Here is a 17,512-nt window from a genome sequence, read left to right on the forward strand (position 1 = left end):
TTGCTGTTTTTTTATACAAAGCTTTATTCTAATCTTAAATTTAATCAGGTGACCTGACAGCAAAAACGAAAATCGCCAAGACTTTGCTTGGCGATTTATTCAAACGACTTAACAATGGATGTGTATTAATGAGGATAGATGTGTATTAATGAGGTTTGATAATTAATTAAGGCAACATCGCTAGGTAAGTTGAAGGGTTTTTACGCTGACCATCTTTGACCACTTCATAATGTAAGTGAGGACCAGTACAACGTCCAGTACAACCCACATTGGCAATATGCTCACCAGCAGTGACTTTATCACCTACTTTAGCAATCAAGCGTGAAGCATGTGCATATCGTGTGATATACCCATTACCGTGGTTGATTTCAACATATTGACCATAACCTGTACCCCAACCTGATTTGGTCACTATACCTGGACCAGTTGCATATATTGGAGTTCCTGTTGGTGCAGCAAGATCTAAACCAGAATGGTTTTCAGCACGTCCGCCCATTGTTCGGCCGCCATAATTTGAACTGACACGACCACTTGGAAGTGGGTGTGTCACTAACCATGAATATGCATTATTTGAAGAGTAACGATTTGAACTTGTCGTTGTAGTTTTTTGAGCAGGGTATTTACTATTAAGCAGCGCATTATTTAATTCGATTGGATCCGCCTTCGCTCGAACTGTCACATCGACTTGTGCTGTCGCTGGAATGTCCATGTCATCAGGATGACTATAAGAACCTTGTGATAGTGTTCTTGTTAACTCTTCCAATCGATCAGGATTGGAGGCTTGTGTGGCATCTAATTGAACTAAATCTGCAAATGCAACCGAAGCTGCTGAAGCTGCTAAAGAAAACGCTAATAAAATACGTCGCGTATACATATAAACCTCATTAAACTGTTCTTACTCAAGTCTCTTGTGTGATCTCTTCCTTGATATCGAAAGAAACAAGCGTTTAAGATTAAGACAAAACAATGTAGGAACAATGTATGTCAGAACCAAAAAATATGTTTCAACAAACAAGACAACACATAAAAACAGGAAACTTATCGTTTCTCACAAAGCAAGTTGCTGACTGGCAGAGACTTACAAAATTAATTCAACCGCTATTGCCCAAAAATGAACAATGGCAAGTTGTCTGTTATCAATACGGTATTTTGACCATCACCGGTGAAAATCAAGCCATGATTAGTCAACTCGGTTACCTTCAAAAACAGTATATTTCTCAGTTATCACAAATACCTGAACTCAAAGATTTACAAAAAATCCAAGTTCGTATTCGAGCAAAAAAAGAAATTCCCCAAACACAAACTGAAAATTCCAAAACTTCTTTATGTCCGACAACGCAAGAAATGTTACTCAACGCTGCTAGTTTTGTGAACGATCCTAAGCTTAGCCAAGCTATGATACGTTTGGCAAGCAATAAAAAGTAACAGGACCATTTGATTTAAACGTCATTCACTATTTTAAAGGCGAATTAAGTCACACTTAACAATGTTACACTATAACATTTAACCTGAAGACAATGACTTAGATCACACTTACATATTGAATTGGACAAGACTTTTCGTCATCAAATGTTACAATTTCATAATTAGATGGATCACTCTGAACATTGCGAAGCAGTTGATTATTGAGTGCATGTCCAGATTTGTAACCATCAAACTTCGCAATAATTTGATGTCCGAGTAAATAAAGATCACCCACCGCATCCAATATTTTATGACGTACAAATTCATCAGCAAATCGTAAGCCTTCTTCGTTCACGACACCTGAATCATCAACACCAATTGCATTCTCTAAACTAGCACCCAAAGCTAAATTATTCGCCTTAAGATAATCCAAATCTTTCATAAAGCCGAAAGTACGTGCCTCACTGACTTCATAAACAAATGTTTCCGTTGAGAAATCAATACTGGCAGACTGATATTCTTTGGCAAAGGCTGGGTGATCGAAATCAATTGTAAAATTAAGTTGAAAACCATCATGCGGATTAAAAATAGCGCGCTTATCGTCAATTAATGCTTCTACAGGCTTTAATATTTTTATAAATTTTTTAGGCGCTTCTAGCTCCATCAACTCACCTTGCATGAGTAAATAGATAAATGGACCGGCGCTTCCATCCATAATTGGAACTTCTGAAGCTGATACTTCAATAATCAGATTATCAATACCAAGACCTGCAATCGCACTCATAATATGTTCGATAGTCCCAACTTTGGCATTTTCTTGTACCAAATTCGAACACATAAATGCTTCTTGAATCAGCATCGCATTAGCAGGAATATCTACAGGCGGATTTAAATCAATACGACGAAAAACAATACCCCCATCAGCTACATGTGGTACAAAGTTAATCATTACTTTTTGCCCACTGTGTAATCCGATACCACTCGCTTTCACGACTCGTTTCAGGGTGCGTTGTTTCAACATGTTTCTTCAATATTCATCTAAAATCTAGTATACGTTAGCACATTTAGCCATTGATAAAAATCAAAAAGGTGGCATAAGCGCCACCTTTTCTGTTTGATCATCGTAAACACATTATGTTACATGTTATTTACGCTGTTGATTTTTAAGATAATCTTGAATGCTCATTGGTGCAGATCGAGGCGCCGCAGAAGGCTCAGGGGCTACACTCTCTTGATTCTGACGTTTACTGATTGCTGGAACATCATCTTCATCCAAAGCAGCAGCTTGTCCACCAACTGATGGGTTTACACTCACTGGCGCACGGCGCTTCACTTCCGTTTCATTCGCATTACGAGTTAAACCTGTCGCAATCACAGTAACACGGATTTCATCACGCGCATCTGGATCAAATACTGTACCAAAGAAGACTTCACCTTCATCCAGATCAACAATTTGATTGACAACATCTGTGATAATTTCAGTTTCACGCAAGGTAACATCATTACCGCCAGTGATATTAATTAAAACACCCTTCGCGTTCATAATATTTACGTTGTCAAGCAACGGACTGCGAATCGCAAGACGCGCTGCATCTTCAGCACGATCTGGACCGCTACTCTTACCTTCACCCATCATCGCATAACCGCGTGTGCTCATCGCTGTTTTTAAATCGGCGAAGTCAAGGTTGATATGACCAGGACGCACAACTAAATCAAAGATACTTCGTACCGCGTTAAGCAAGACATCATCCGCTTTGCGATAAGCATCTTGCATCGAGATATCACCATAAACGCTAAGTAGGCGTTGGTTTGGAATGATAATCAATGAGTCAACATGCTTTTCAAGTTCTTCGATCCCTTTTTCAGCAGAACGTTGACGACGACGACCCTCGAAGTTAAATGGAGTGGTGACAACACCAACCGTCAAAATACCCATTTCTTGTGCTATTTCAGCCACGACTGGTGCTGCACCAGTACCAGTACCACCACCCATGCCGGCAGTAACAAATACCATATCTGCACCTTCCAGATGCTGACGGATTAATTCGCGACTTTCTTCTGCTGCAATTTGACCGACATCAGGATTTGCTCCTGCACCTAGCCCACGCGTACTTTGTTGGCCCAATTGGATTTTGAATGGCGCATTCATACGATCCAAAGCTTGTTTATCTGTATTTGCACAAACAAATTTCACGCCTTTGATATCAGATTGCACCATGTGTTGTACGGCATTACCACCACCGCCACCAACACCAAACACAGTAAAACGGGCTTGACCGTTATTATCGGTTTGTTCATCTTCTAAAAATTCAAATGAAGCCATGACCTTAACTTTTCCTAATAAATTTGGCAGTCACTTAAGCCCGTATACTGCCTTGATCTTCAATAATAAAAATTTGTTTTTAGGATGCGTTGCAATCACATTCTTGTCAAGCACATGAAGTTGCTCTTACAAGTTGCAAACAATACTCCCTTAAAAACTAAACTTAAAAAATACCTTTCAATTTGTTATTAAACGCATTCCAACCATTCGCTATGCGCTCTAATAATGGACGCTTATTCACTTCTTCAGGTTGCTCGACTGATTCTTGTAAATCGCTTTGACTAAATAACAGCAGTCCTGTTGCGGTAGAATACATTGAACGTCTTAATGCAGGTAAATGTTGATCATCCGCATATACTTGTAGCGGAGGGTTGCCTAAATGAGCAGAAACACCCAACATACGACGTGATAATGTGATCATACCCTCAATCTGGCATGCATCACCACTTAAAACTACACCGTGATATAAACTTTGTAGCGCACCACGTTGTTGTAACTCATCACGCACCATAGAAAGAATTTCTTCGTAACGTGCAATAATAATCTCTGATAGCTCAATCCGACTGATCGCTTGAGGACCATCGATCGCTTCAAACTCGATCATATGTTCAGGTTTGACTTGCTGTAAATCAACACAACCGTAAAGCAATTTGAGTCGTTCAGCTTCTTCGGTCGTCGTTTGCAATACTGCGGCGATATCACGCGTTACATTTTCACCACCACGTTGAATGGTGTGTGCTAGCACTAAATGACCTTCAATATAAACTGCAATATTGGTTGTACCAGCCCCAATATCCAATAAGCATACACCATACTCTTTTTCATCTTTCAGCAATGCACCTTCAGCCGTTGCTAAACATGAAATCACCATCTTTTCGACAAAAATATTGGCGCCTTTCATTGCACGATCTAAATTTTGCATGGTGCTGATTGGTAGCATCATGAGTTGATAATGCGCCGTCATGCTATTTGCTGAAAGGTTAATTGGATTATGCACCCACTCAGGTGAATCATCCAACTCAAAACCCAATGGGACTGCACTTGCAAGATAATGATCAGAAGTTAAATGACTGGCTTTTGCCATTTCTAAAGCTTTAACCACTTCTGAAGTCGTAATGGTGCGTTCTGGATTAGAAATCGGTGTCCGGCCTGTCGCATAAGCACTTTGCAGTTCTGTACTCGGGATCGATACCCATGCTGAATGCACACGACACTCCGCCATATCTTCTGCTTCTTGTACCGCATTCTTAATCGCAGAGATCACTTTTTCAAGGCTAACAATTTTTCCTTTGTTCATGCCTTTATTTCGCGCAGTCGCCATACCGATGACCTGGATATTATCCGGCGCATGCACTTTACCAATTAGAACTGAAACTTTATGTGTCCCAATGTCTATCGCAACAACTGAGGGAACAGCCTCATTCATGATTCACTACCATTTTCTTCATTGTTTATATCTGGCTTATGCCTATTTTTAAAGCCACGTATTATGGCTTTGCAACTCTTGAATCTGCAATGTTAATGTCATTAATGGTTACAACAAACTGACCATTTATAATCTTTGGTGGTGTCGCATTTTTCCATTGAATCGCCAAGCCATTTCGGTAACGTAAGTCAATCGCTGAAACTCTTGGCCAAACCACTTTCAGATCTGCTTGAGATAAGTGACTCAATCGTTGCAGTTTGCTCATGGTCTGATCCTGATCCACAATAATACGTAAACCCGAATCGAACTGCATAAACCATGTCCGACGATCTGTTAAATATAGCTCTTTCAAACGCAGATTAACTGGACTAAACAGTTGATTAATTTCATGATAACGTCTCATCATGACTTTTGACTGATCTGACGGACCATGCATAAGTGGTAAATTAGCGTGATTTCTAGAATATGCCTCTGTATACACCACACCCTGATCACTTAACAGACGTCCTGTTCCCCAACGTGCAATCGGATGTTTCGGAATAACACGAACCTTAATACCGTCTGGCCAAGCTCTAGAGATGACCACTCGATCTACCCAAGAAATCTCTAATGCCTTATCACGAATTTGCTCAAGATCAGCAGTAAAATAATTGCCTGTAATGGTAGGCATTAACTGCTGTTTTACTTGACTAATTTCAGGCTCGGCTTGCAGACCAACCACATCCAAAGATGCTACCTTTGCACTGGTCATGACGCTATATAAGCCATAAATCCCGACCAAAAGTACACAACATGCAAAAATAAGCATGACCCAACCACCCGCATTAATCATTTTCTCTTTGCGAGTCGGTGGTTTGTCATGAATCGATGTAATCGCCGCACGTTTGCGACGCATCGATGGAGGTAGTTGAGCCATAACTTAGTGTGATTCTTTCGCTAAGGTTTGCTCTAAAATAGCCAAACACAAATCTTCAAAACTATAACCTACTGCTTGAGCTGCTTTTGGTACCAATGAATGACTGGTCATGCCTGGAACAGTATTCACTTCTAGCAGCCAAAATTGACCTTGCTCGTCCTGCATAGCATCAATTCTACCCCAACCACTTGCCCCAACAGCTTGAAACGCTCGTAAGCAAAGCGCTTGTAAACTTTTTTCTTCAGCTTCACTCAAACCACAAGGGATACCATATTCAACATCATTACGTTGGTATTTAGCTTCATAATCATAAAAGGCTACATCAGCTGGAGGTTGTAAACGGATGACTGGTAATGGTTGACCGTTTAAAAATGAAATCGTAAATTCACGACCTGTAATCCACTTCTCAGCCATGACCACGGCATCATGTTGAGTCGCTTTTTTAATTGCTTCAGCTAAATCCTCTGCTTTCTCAACCTTACTCATGCCCACACTCGAGCCTTCGTGCACGGGCTTGATAATCAGTGGTAATCCAAGCTCTGCAACGAGTGCTTGTGCATCAGTATCTTTAGAAACAATGCGGTATGGCGCTGTAGGAAGTTCAGAACCTTGCCAAATTTGCTTGGTCTTTACTTTATCCATTCCGATAGCCGACCCCTGCACACCAGTTCCAGTATATGGAATATTTAACCACTCTAATGCGCCTTGGATTTGACCATCTTCTCCACCACGACCATGTAACACAATAAATGCACGATCGTAATTTACCAGTTCAGTCACACTGCGTTCTTGAGGGTCAAAACCCTCTGCATTCACCCCTGAACGTACCAATGCTTCAAGTACAGCCTTACCACTATCTAATGACACCTCACGCTCTGCAGATTTACCACCAAGCAATACAGCAACTTTGCCGAATTTAGAAGCATTTGACACGTTTAGTTCCTTAAACTTATAAAATTTTCAATTTAGCCAAATCATCAAACGACGATTATTTTAAATAGAGCTGGTTCTGAGCAAGCTCAATTGAAATTGCTCCAACGTTACCCGCACCTTGAGTCAATAACAAGTCATTTGCTTGTAACACTTTTTGTATCACATTTGGCAAATTCCCTTCTACTGGATCAATCAAGATTGGTTCAACATCACCACGCAATCGGATACTTCTTGCCAATGAGCGACTATCTGCACCAACAATCGGCTTTTCACCTGCAGAATATACTTCTAATAGCAGTAATTGATCGACTTGTGACAAGACATCAACGAAATCATCAAAACAATCACGTGTACGGCTAAAACGGTGAGGTTGGAACATCATCACAAGTCTACGATCAGGATGACTTGCACGCGCAGCTTTAATCGTTGCTTCAACTTCTTTTGGATGGTGACCATAATCATCAACCAGTTTGACCGTTCCATCACCTAACTCAAATTCACCTTGAATTTGGAAACGACGCCCTACACCACTAAAACTTTCTAAAGCACGAGCGATTGCAGCATCAGATACACCTTCATCAGTTGCCACACCAATCGCAGCTAACGCATTAAGGATGTTATGCAAACCAGGCATATTAATGGTTAACTTGAGTGGCTCTTTGTTTTTACGAAGCACTGTAAAATGTGATTGCATCCCTTCTTGTACCACATCTATAGCACGAATATCGTTATCTTCGTTAAACCCATAAGTTAAAACAGGTCGACCAATACGTGGCATGATTTCACGAATATTTTGATCATCGCCACACACTACGGCTAAACCGTAGAACGGAAGTTTCTGCAAGAATTGAACAAAAGTATCTTTCAACACATCGAAGCTACCACCATAAGTATCCATATGATCAGCATCAATGTTGGTAACAATAGCGGCCATTGGTTCTAAATATAGGAATGAAGCATCAGATTCATCTGCTTCAGCTACAATATAACGACTCGCACCTAAAGCAGCATTTACTCCAGAGCGATTAAGCAAACCACCAATCACGTATGTCGGATCCATGTTTTCTTCAGCAAGCATACAGGTCACCAAACTTGTCGTTGTGGTTTTACCATGTGTACCTGCAACCGCAATACCATGACGGTAACGCATCAACTCGCCCAACATTTCCGCACGACGAACTACAGGGATACGTGTTTCAATCGCTGCTTTAATTTCTGGATTTTCTTGGTCAATCGCAGTCGATACAACCAATACATTCGCACCCTTAATATTATCAGCAGCGTGTCCGATATGAACTTTAATGCCATTTTCTTCAAGCTGTGCAGTGGTTTTAGAGGCTTTAATATCCGACCCTGAAACTTTATAGCCTTGGTTTTTTAAGACTTCCGCAATCCCGCACATTCCTGCACCACCAATACCCACAAAATGGATATGCTTGATACGGCGCATTTCAGGAATTTTAATCAGGTTTTTTGCTTTATCAGCTGGGTTCGTTGAAGACATAATTTTCTCTAAAACTTACAAATCTTGAATTAAACCAACCACACGCTGAGTTGCATCTGGTTGAGCTTGTTGACGTGCTTTAACAGCCATTTCCGTCAACAATGTACGGTTCATGAGTGGCAATAAAACTGTTTTTAATGAATCAGGAGTGAGTGTCGCTTGTGGACAAATTTTTGCAGCATTAATATCTGCTAGGAATTTGGCATTCGCGGTTTGGTGGTCATCTACTGCACTTGGCAAAGGTACAAATACGGCTGCAACACCCGCAGTAGCAATCTCAGTGACCGTCAGTGCACCAGCACGACAGATTACAAGATCGGCATTGGCATAGGCTTCCGCCATATTTTCAATAAACGGTTGAACTTCTACCTGTAAATGATCAGGAGCATCGGCATAACGTGCCCGCGTGCTATCAGCATGATTTTGACCACACTGATGATAAACACTTAAAGGAACATCTAATTGTTTCAGTGCTTCGGGTACGCGCTCGTTCAATGCTTGTGCGCCCAAAGAGCCGCCTACAATTAAAATTCGAATAGGCTGATTGGCTTTTTCTCGCTCTTGATATCGCCAAGCAGGGCTCAATATCGCAGAAATTTCCTTACGTACGGGATTACCTGTAGTCACGATTTTATGATTTTCTGGAAATGTTTTCGGGAATGCCTGACAGACCGTTTTAGCAACACGAGCCAATTGGGTATTGGTGAAACCCGCTACTGCATTTTGCTCATGAATGATGACAGGAATACCAATAATACGCGCAGCCAAACCACCAGGACCTGCAACATAACCGCCAAAACCAGCGACTGCATCTACGTTTAATCGTTTCATATAGCGCATTGCGCTAAGCGTTGCTTTTAAAATTTTAAAAGGGGCTTGCAGCTTACGGACGATTCCATTGCCACGCACACCCTGAATATCAATTTGATAAATTGGAATTTGGTGATTTTTAAGCAAGCGGTTTTCCATACCTGAAGGCGTTGCCAACCATGACACTTCGACACCTTGCTGTTGTAATTCCTGAGCAACTGCTAGGGCAGGAAATACATGTCCACCTGTACCTGCAGCCATCATCATGACATGTTTAGGTTGTTTATGCTGAGCTTGTGTCACGGTCTAATTCTTCAAATCTAAGAGCTAACAGAAAATTTTATATAAGGCATCAATTGTAATCACAATCGTATATCCATGAAAGTTTATTTACTTTTTTTCACGGACCCTTTAATTGTTTTTTTCATATGATTTCAGAGTTTAAACTAGATTTATTATGAGGTGTGCCTTTTTTATGTATTTTACCATTCGATCTAGTTTATAACGCACCAAAATAATGATTAATGTGCACATTAAAAACCACCACAGTATTGGCTCTATTGTTCCTTCGTATCTGCGCTACCACCATATTGGATATAAACTTATGTCTAAATGGTATGAGGCAATAGTTCTATTTATGATATTGCTATATCTCATTGAGATTCAGCTCGCGAATAAAAGGATTTTTAAACGCAAATGTCAAAAATATCATCTTATGACATTTGGATTATTTTGGCAGGCTACCTTGCTGCAATTCATGTCGGTAAACTTTCTGCTGTTATTCCAATTCTTCAAAAAGATTTAAATCTAAGTTTCACCCAAGCAGGCCTATCCTTATCACTGGTTCAAGGTGCTGGAATGCTATTTGCCCTGTGTATTGGTGCTGTATCTGAGAAAATAGGACTCAAAAAATGTCTTATTTTTGCACTCATTCTATTGGGGATGAGTAGTTTTGCAGGCTTATGGATTGATCATAGTATTAGCCTTTATTTTTTTCGATTTATGGAAGGCATTGGATTTCTCACCATTAGTCTTTGCGCTCCCGCAATTTTAAAACGCCTAAGCACGCCTGAAACCATGAATTTTAAAATGGGGTTATGGAGTTCTTATATGGGAGTTGGGGTTAGTCTTGCTATTTTGACCATCCCTGTATTACTCGAATGGCTCAGTTGGCAACACATTTGGGCATTATTTGGTGCCTTTTGTTGGCTGGTTGCCTTGATGATTTACCATTTTTTACGTTATGACGATAAGCAAACCACTGTAACGACAAAGGCACTGAGCACATCAACCTCCAACTCTTTTTTATCTATTGTTAAAGTCACCGTGACCCATCCACCCATTCTCTGTCTAGCCGTTATCTTTGCTTGCTATACCAGTCAATGGATCACACTCACAGGTTTTTTACCCAGTCTTTATGTCTCATTCAATATGGATTTAAAGCTTGCAGGAATTTTGGTGTCAATGGTTGTATTATCTAACTTAGGTGGAACCTTTGGCGCAGGCGTATTACTTCAAAAAGGCATATCTCCTTTTAAATTACTTCAATTTAGTTTTTTAAGTCTAATTTTATGTAGCTGGGTTGTATTTTCACAACCCTATTGGTTGATTTTTGAGTTGCAATATTTGTGCGCTATTTTGTTTTCTTTTATCGGTGGCATTATTCCGACGACCGTCTTTGCCAATACGCTTAGATACGCACCACAGGTCAATGCAGCAGCATCCAGTATGGGCTTAGTGCTGCAAATTTCTGCATGTGCGCAGTTCCTTGTTCCCCCAGCAACAGCAGCTCTCGTTTCGTCTTCTCACCAGTGGTCCAATGCCGCATGGGTTACCGTAAGTCTTTCCACCCTAGGACTATTGACCAGCTATTATTTATTTAAAATATATACGCAAAAAAAAGAGCCTATTTAGGCTCTTTTTTGCAGATCAGCTAACGTCCAGCTTCCAAAACATCAAATAATGTATCTGCGATAGAAGTACCAAATTGTGCGTCTATTTCACGTATACACGTTGGACTAGTCACATTAATTTCTGTTACATAGTTTCCAATGACATCAAGACCAACAAATACCAGCCCCTTCTCACGCAAGAATGGTCCAACTTTAGCAGCAATCACCTTATCATTTTCAGTCAACGGACGTGCTTCACCACGCCCACCAGCAGCAAGGTTACCTCGCGTTTCACCATTTTGTGGGATACGCGCTAAACAATATGGAATTGGCTCACCATTGACCATCAGAATACGCTTATCTCCATCCACAATTTCAGGAATATAACGTTGCGCCATAATCGGTTGCTGCCCCATTTGAGTCAACATTTCCAAAGTTGAACCGATATTTGCCCCTGCAGCAGTTAAACGGAAAATCCCCATACCGCCCATCCCATCTAGCGGTTTTACAATCACATCTTGATGTTCAGCAATAAACTCTCGGATTAAACTTTGCTGTGAAGTTACCAAAGTCGGAACCTGCAGTTCTGGAAATTGTGTAGCGAACAGCTTTTCGTTACAGTCTCGCAAACTTTGAGGTTTATTGATAATCCAGGAACCTTCACGTTCCGCTTGTTCCAGAATATAAGTTGTATAAACAAAGTTCATATCAAAAGGTGGATCTTTACGCATGAGTACAACATCGTATGCGGCTAAAGATTCTTTCTGTTTTTCACCAAGTTCATAGTAATGATTATAATCCTCAAACACTTTAAGTGGTGAGATCAAACCAAAAGCTTTGCCTTGATCGATATATAAATCTTCCTGAAGTGCATACCCTAACTCATGACCGCGACGTGCAGCAGCCCAAAGCATTGCCATGGTCGAATCTTTTTTGAGGTTTACATTTTCGATGGGATCCATCACCACAAGTACGCGCATGATCTGTTCTCTATTTTATCAATGAAGCGATTATAACGAAGTTTAGTGAACGATCTACTGATCTATCAAAGGATCAATTGTATAAATTCAGAGAAGCTCTTTCCTATTTCTGCTGAGCACTAGAATTTGGATTCATATCAAACTACTAAAAAAAATAATAAAAAACGGCGCAATGAGCGTCAGGAAAAATCCACTGAGAATTGCAATTTGTACATCTAATGGTGAACAATTGTTTTTTACAAAGGGTAAAGTCGAGTCCATCGCCGTGGCACCACATACACCAATGATTGGCTTTGGATAACGCTGACCTAATAAATACAACAATGCAATCGCATAAAACTCTCGTACAAGATCTGTGATCAAAGCAAAAGTTCCCTGCTCAGGTCCTAAAACTTTAGCAACTAAAGGACCAGAAAGAGAGAACCAACCAAATCCACTCCCCATCACAACGAGTTCGACAAAAGATTGAGTCATGATATGACTCGTCAAATAAGCCGCAATAAATAGTGCAATGATTGAAAAAAATGGCACTTTAATATGATTCATAGTGAGGGCTTGAATTTTAATCGTAGACAAATCCACTCCGATTAAAAAAATCAACACATACAATAGTATCGCGCTTAATATTTCCCCTGATAAAGTCTTGGGTAATAGCCAATATAGCCCCATCCCGATCAACACCATTCCAATCGCAATCAAGCATTCGGTAATAGGTTTGAGCATATCCTTGAATGATTTTTGGTGCTCAGCCTTAAAGTGGCTACGATTAAATAAAAGTCCAAAGGTAATCACACTTAACACTGTAGAATAAATAAAAGCTTCAATTAATATTTTTGAACCAAGATCTTTATCAAACAAGACACTGCCAAATTGAAAGCCTATAGAGATGAGGAGCAACCACACCAAAAACGTAATTTGACCAACCAATATATTGCGAACTTGAACGTTTGCAGCTTTACCTATGCCCCAACCCAATATAAGAGAAATGAGAATAGGTAAAAGCGAAATTATTAAATTTTGAATCATATTTTTTGCTTTGTAAGAGAGAAATCAATCAAAATCATCCAGCGCTCACCAGCCTCAGCATTTGTGCCTTGATCTATTTTTCTAATAGGTGATACATAATGTGAAACTGCTGGATCGTGTACAGCAAAACTTTCAGAAGCTTGTCTCAACGTAAATTTTTGATAAATATTATAATTATTTACCTCATCTAAACGCTTATTTCTTTCCTGAGGTGATGCAATAAAGTTTTCACCTCCTTCAATGTTATTGCTCCTATAAAACAAATGAGCAAATGTGAATGGCTCACCATCCTGATGAAAACAATTAGGCGAACTAATTCCTAGCTGATCGGCATGAGTTGAACGCAGTTTGACAAAATGGACACCCACGTAAATTGGCAGATAGGCATTTTCCAAACCAAAAGTAAGTTGATAATCATCTACAATCAAATCATTAAGATATTGCGTAGATTTAGCTTCTTGGCTCAACGCGTTAAAATAACGAATCGACTGATGCTCGGGATTGTTCCCTCCCTGATCATATCCAGATAACTCCTGCCCTATATTATCACGCACTGTCGGCAACCAAATAGGCTTAAGATCTTTTTCCCAAGGTAAAATTAAGGCATTTCCGTATCTTCTAAACCTTTGAGTATGTGTAGGTGCAAAAGGATCTTTTTCAAGTTTTTCAAACTCTTTAGCTAGTAATAGTTTAGAAAAATGATCCACCTCTATAGATTTATAATGTAGATACCCTTTTGCTTTGAAGGTATTCTTCAAATCAATTTCTTGATGTTTTATAGCAGTCAAATTGCTATACGATTCAGTATTAGCGTCTAATTGATCAAGCACAATTAATCCTTAAGAATAACTAAATAAATATCATAGTTACGCTAAAATTATTACGTTTTTATTAAGGTTTACTCACAAAATAATATTACTATTTCAAATTAAATTATTAAGAAAAATTACAAAATTATTGTTACAACTTCAAATACGAATTACATCAAACGTTAACATCGTTGAATAAAACTAACAGGACTTAATATTCCAACAATAGGTACAAGTCCATGATTAAAATAATTTCTACACTATGTTTACTCACTATCAGTTCAGTTACTTTAGCAGCAGGCAATCCTACACGAGTCGGTGATGTACTCGGTCGAGACCTCAACGTTCCAATTGTTGGTGCATTAGGGCATACAGGTGTATATGTAAGTTCAAACAATATTGTTCAAGTCATGAACAAAACGGCATATGTAGATGTGATTGAATATGTCAGCTTAAGTGGATTTAAAACTACAAAATATTGGGGAGCAAAGGCCAAAACAAGTTTTGGATATAAATCTCCTTACTCATCTGCTGCTAATCAAATCACTGCGATTTCAAATCAGCAACGACCTCATGTCGCTTACACGCTGTATTCAGCAACACCGAACCCAGCTGTGCAAGTCTGTTCACAATATAACTCCAACGGTGCTTGTAGCAAATATACATGGCAAAAGGGAACGTTCCGATGTGACAGCTTTACGAAATGGCTCTACACTCAGACAGGTAATGGTAATCTAGGAGGAAGCACACCGCGTGGAACTTTCAACAGTAGCTTACTCACAATTACACGAGTGTAAATAAATCATTCCCATTATATTGCCTTCACATCTCTGATGTTGAAGGCAACGACAGCTTAATATTATGAATAAGAAAAATATTTTTTTGGTTATTTTGATCTTCGTGATCTGTGCAGTAATTTTATGGATGTATTTGAAACCGACAGCAGATACGACTCAAAGTATATCAAATCAAAATAATAATACTTCAACGCTAAAAAGCAATGAAGATCGCGCGACTAGCTTGTCTGAAAATACTGCAGATATGAAACTCAACACTAACCTACCCGTATGGGCAAAAAAGTTACTTCAACTGGATCAATCTGCTGCGAATCGAGAAGAAAAAATACATGATTTAATTCAGCTACTTGAACAAAACCAGCATGATGAAAATGCAATAGAAGAAATCCTGACTCAACTTACTTCTCTCAATCCTTTAGAAGCAACTGAACAAATTTTGCCATTTCTCACACATCAAAATCCTAAAATTCAAAGCTTAGCGATAGGCGCACTGAATAATGCGATGTTGCTGACTGATCGAGAACATGAACTCAAAAAATCCCTACCTGAAAATGATTTGATTCGACAGAAAATTAGTCACGCTTTAGAGCAACGTTTTCAGGATCCAAATTTAGATCCAAAGGTTAAACAAGTTCTTATTTCTAGCCTACCGCATACCGCATCTATCCAAACTCAGCACAATCTTGTACAAGAACTTCTTCAACAAAATTCTATCTCACCAAACGAAGCACAATTTCTTTCTCAATATCTGCTAAATGGTCAGGGAAATAACACAACTTTAGAACAACTTGCGCATAAAAATCCGAAGATGATTGAAGACATTATTGCGAATTTAAATAATCAAATTGTCGACCAACCATCTATTGTTGAAGTTCTGAATAATGATCAAAAAAAGCAACTACATAATTTTATCTTACAGCATCCACCAAGCTCGAAAGATGAAAGCTATGGATATAAAAATGATATATGGCGATTTTCTTTAAACCAACTTCAACAATAAATAAAAGTTAGACTGGTTTTATATGAATATTTTTCAAGCTTATAATTACATAAAATTTACATTTAAAATAATTAAATAACTTCTCACTCCTATTTTAACTATAAATCAACATAGATTTAATACATTAATCTTTTTTATTTTAAGCTAAATTAATATTACATTTTAATCATTCATGATTTCATTTTTTTAATCGTGATGACTAAATATTTAGCACTCCAATAATCATAGTTATAAATTTAATGAGGGCATTATGAAAATAGTTTTAATTGGTGCAACAGGCATGGCAGGTTCTCGTATTCTTGAAGAGCTTGTTTCACGTGGACACTACGTTAAAGCGATTGCGCGTAATACAAGCAAAGTTTCAGATACAGAGCGTGTGTTAACTGTAGATTTAGATTTAAATGATCAAGAAGCACTTGTAAATGAGCTGAAAGGTCAAGATGCTGTAATTAGTGCAGTACGTTTCCAAGGTCTTGATATCAATTCACTTCTTAATGCTATTCGTGAATCAAAAGTTAAACGTTATATTGTTGTAGGTGGCGCTGGCGGTTTAACTGTACCAAATCAAAATGTGCGTGTAATCGATACAGAAGACTTCCCTGATGCATATAAAGCTGAGGCGGAAGCAGGCATTCAGTTCTTTGATAAGTTAAAACAAGTGGACGACATTGACTGGACCTTTATTGCTCCTGCAGCGGAATTCGGTCCTGGTAAGCGAACTGGTGAATATCGCTCTGGTAAAGATGAACTTATCGTTGGTGAAGAAGGCAGTAAAATCTCTGCAGAAGATTTCGCAGTAGCGCTCAGTGATGAGCTTGAAAATAATAACCATATTCAAGAGCGCTTTAGCGTAGGTTATTAATATTCAATGATATTATTAAAAAAGGAAGCTTAGGCTTCCTTTTTTATTATTTATTTCGCTCTATGAGATATTTTAAATAAATGAGATGAATGAAATCTAAAGAGGTTATAATATTTATATAAATAAAATTTAAAAAGTAGTATTTTCATGAATTATCTTGAGTATTTTTTATATATTTTCACTGTCATTATTATGATTGCCACTCCAGGCCCTGTTATGATTTTGGTGGCCAGTGCAGGTGCAAAAGGTGGTTATCGAAAAGCATTACAAACCATTTTAGGCACTAATGTCGCCTCACTATGTTTAATTGCGCTTTCAATTCTTGCACTTAAGGGTGTTCTTCATTTTAATGAGCATATTTTCAACATCATCAAAGTCCTAGGATGTCTTTATATTGGCTATTTAGGTTTTGAAATTCTTAGAGAAACTTTTCAGCACAATCAAACTGCCTCTTCAAAGATCAAGCCGATGGATAGCGGTTTTTCCAAAGGGTTTTTAGTTGGAATTTCCAATCCAAAAGATATTATTTTCTTCACTGCTTTTTTTCCGCAGTTTATTCAAATTACACCAAATATAGATTTAAGTTTGTCGCTGTTAATCATCACATGGATTCTTCTAGATTTTGTCGTACTATCTTTGGTCTATTTAGGTTTTAACGCTATTTCTCAACAACGTATTTATTCAAAAATCTTAGCCTTGTGTGGCGCGATCTTCATTAGCATTGCTGGGTATGGGTTACTCCACACAGCGCTCTTTTATGAGTCACTTTTAACTTATTTAAACTAAAATTTATGAATGAATTTATTCCCGGGGTTTCTAATGATGCAACC

At 38.8% G+C, this 17,512-nt stretch carries 17 protein-coding genes; 6 read left to right on the plus strand and 11 right to left on the minus strand.

Features of this window, described 5'->3' with window-relative positions; all coding sequences use genetic code 11:
* Positions 1-166: 166 nt before the first annotated feature.
* Positions 167-874: a M23 family metallopeptidase gene (locus AC1M9E_RS13595; protein WP_481607210.1), complete on the minus strand. Its 708-nt coding sequence runs from the start codon at positions 872-874 to the stop codon at positions 167-169.
* A 107-nt stretch (positions 875-981) separates the two neighbouring features.
* Here AC1M9E_RS13595 and AC1M9E_RS13600 point away from each other — a divergent pair, with 107 nt between their 5' ends.
* Positions 982-1,425, plus strand: a complete 444-nt coding sequence (locus AC1M9E_RS13600; protein ID WP_481607209.1) for a DUF721 domain-containing protein — start codon at positions 982-984, stop codon at positions 1,423-1,425.
* A gap of 97 nt (positions 1,426-1,522) precedes the next feature.
* On the opposite strand, the gene lpxC is transcribed toward AC1M9E_RS13600, so the two are convergent.
* From lpxC to murG, 7 genes are all read right to left on the minus strand, one after another.
* On the minus strand, positions 1,523-2,425 hold the full coding sequence (gene lpxC / locus AC1M9E_RS13605; protein ID WP_481607208.1) for a UDP-3-O-acyl-N-acetylglucosamine deacetylase: 903 nt from the start codon (positions 2,423-2,425) through the stop codon (positions 1,523-1,525).
* Positions 2,426-2,548: 123 nt separating this feature from the next.
* A complete protein-coding gene (gene ftsZ, locus AC1M9E_RS13610) occupies positions 2,549-3,727 on the minus strand; it encodes a cell division protein FtsZ (RefSeq protein ID WP_035265829.1) in 1,179 nt (392 codons plus the stop codon).
* Between the two features lie 163 nt (positions 3,728-3,890).
* On the minus strand, positions 3,891-5,153 hold the full coding sequence (gene ftsA, locus AC1M9E_RS13615; RefSeq protein ID WP_035265831.1) for a cell division protein FtsA: 1,263 nt from the start codon (positions 5,151-5,153) through the stop codon (positions 3,891-3,893).
* Positions 5,154-5,214: 61 nt separating this feature from the next.
* Positions 5,215-6,069 (minus strand): cell division protein FtsQ/DivIB, encoded by an 855-nt coding sequence (locus AC1M9E_RS13620; protein WP_035265833.1) that lies wholly within the window; start codon positions 6,067-6,069, stop codon positions 5,215-5,217.
* Positions 6,070-6,072: 3 nt separating this feature from the next.
* Positions 6,073-7,002: a D-alanine--D-alanine ligase gene (locus AC1M9E_RS13625; RefSeq protein ID WP_035265835.1), complete on the minus strand. Its 930-nt coding sequence runs from the start codon at positions 7,000-7,002 to the stop codon at positions 6,073-6,075.
* A gap of 55 nt (positions 7,003-7,057) precedes the next feature.
* Positions 7,058-8,506: a UDP-N-acetylmuramate--L-alanine ligase gene (gene murC, locus AC1M9E_RS13630; protein WP_481607206.1), complete on the minus strand. Its 1,449-nt coding sequence runs from the start codon at positions 8,504-8,506 to the stop codon at positions 7,058-7,060.
* Positions 8,507-8,521: 15 nt separating this feature from the next.
* Entirely contained in the window at positions 8,522-9,583 is a 1,062-nt protein-coding gene (gene murG / locus AC1M9E_RS13635) for an undecaprenyldiphospho-muramoylpentapeptide beta-N-acetylglucosaminyltransferase (RefSeq protein ID WP_488225215.1), read from the minus strand.
* Positions 9,584-10,012: 429 nt separating this feature from the next.
* Here murG and AC1M9E_RS13640 point away from each other — a divergent pair, with 429 nt between their 5' ends.
* Positions 10,013-11,230: an MFS transporter gene (locus tag AC1M9E_RS13640; RefSeq protein WP_481586876.1), complete on the plus strand. Its 1,218-nt coding sequence runs from the start codon at positions 10,013-10,015 to the stop codon at positions 11,228-11,230.
* A 19-nt stretch (positions 11,231-11,249) separates the two neighbouring features.
* On the opposite strand, the gene gshB is transcribed toward AC1M9E_RS13640, so the two are convergent.
* From gshB to AC1M9E_RS13655, 3 genes are all read right to left on the minus strand, one after another.
* Positions 11,250-12,188 carry a glutathione synthase gene (gshB, locus tag AC1M9E_RS13645; protein WP_035270267.1) on the minus strand — a complete coding sequence of 313 codons (939 nt, stop codon included), beginning with the start codon at positions 12,186-12,188 and terminating at the stop codon, positions 11,250-11,252.
* A gap of 132 nt (positions 12,189-12,320) precedes the next feature.
* Positions 12,321-13,214 (minus strand): LysO family transporter, encoded by an 894-nt coding sequence (locus AC1M9E_RS13650; RefSeq protein WP_481607204.1) that lies wholly within the window; start codon positions 13,212-13,214, stop codon positions 12,321-12,323.
* On the minus strand, positions 13,211-14,044 hold the full coding sequence (locus tag AC1M9E_RS13655) for a 2OG-Fe dioxygenase family protein (RefSeq protein ID WP_081403308.1): 834 nt from the start codon (positions 14,042-14,044) through the stop codon (positions 13,211-13,213). The genes AC1M9E_RS13650 and AC1M9E_RS13655 overlap by 4 nt, the downstream gene beginning before the upstream one ends.
* 218 nt (positions 14,045-14,262) lie before the next feature.
* On the opposite strand from AC1M9E_RS13655, the gene AC1M9E_RS13660 reads away from it, so the two are divergent.
* The 4 genes from AC1M9E_RS13660 to AC1M9E_RS13675 all read left to right on the plus strand — a co-directional run bounded on the left by AC1M9E_RS13660 (position 14,263) and on the right by AC1M9E_RS13675 (position 17,468).
* On the plus strand, positions 14,263-14,820 hold the full coding sequence (locus AC1M9E_RS13660) for a hypothetical protein (RefSeq protein WP_481588798.1): 558 nt from the start codon (positions 14,263-14,265) through the stop codon (positions 14,818-14,820).
* Positions 14,821-14,884: 64 nt separating this feature from the next.
* Complete coding sequence (locus AC1M9E_RS13665) at positions 14,885-15,820, plus strand: hypothetical protein (RefSeq protein WP_481607203.1); 936 nt, start codon at positions 14,885-14,887, stop codon at positions 15,818-15,820.
* Positions 15,821-16,070: 250 nt separating this feature from the next.
* Positions 16,071-16,682 (plus strand): NAD(P)-dependent oxidoreductase, encoded by a 612-nt coding sequence (locus AC1M9E_RS13670; RefSeq protein WP_092766521.1) that lies wholly within the window; start codon positions 16,071-16,073, stop codon positions 16,680-16,682.
* A gap of 147 nt (positions 16,683-16,829) precedes the next feature.
* Positions 16,830-17,468, plus strand: coding sequence for a LysE family translocator (locus AC1M9E_RS13675; protein ID WP_481607202.1), 639 nt, complete (start codon positions 16,830-16,832; stop codon positions 17,466-17,468).
* Positions 17,469-17,512: the final 44 nt, after the last annotated feature.

Source organism: Acinetobacter sp. 24-47-47 (genome assembly GCF_057737035.1).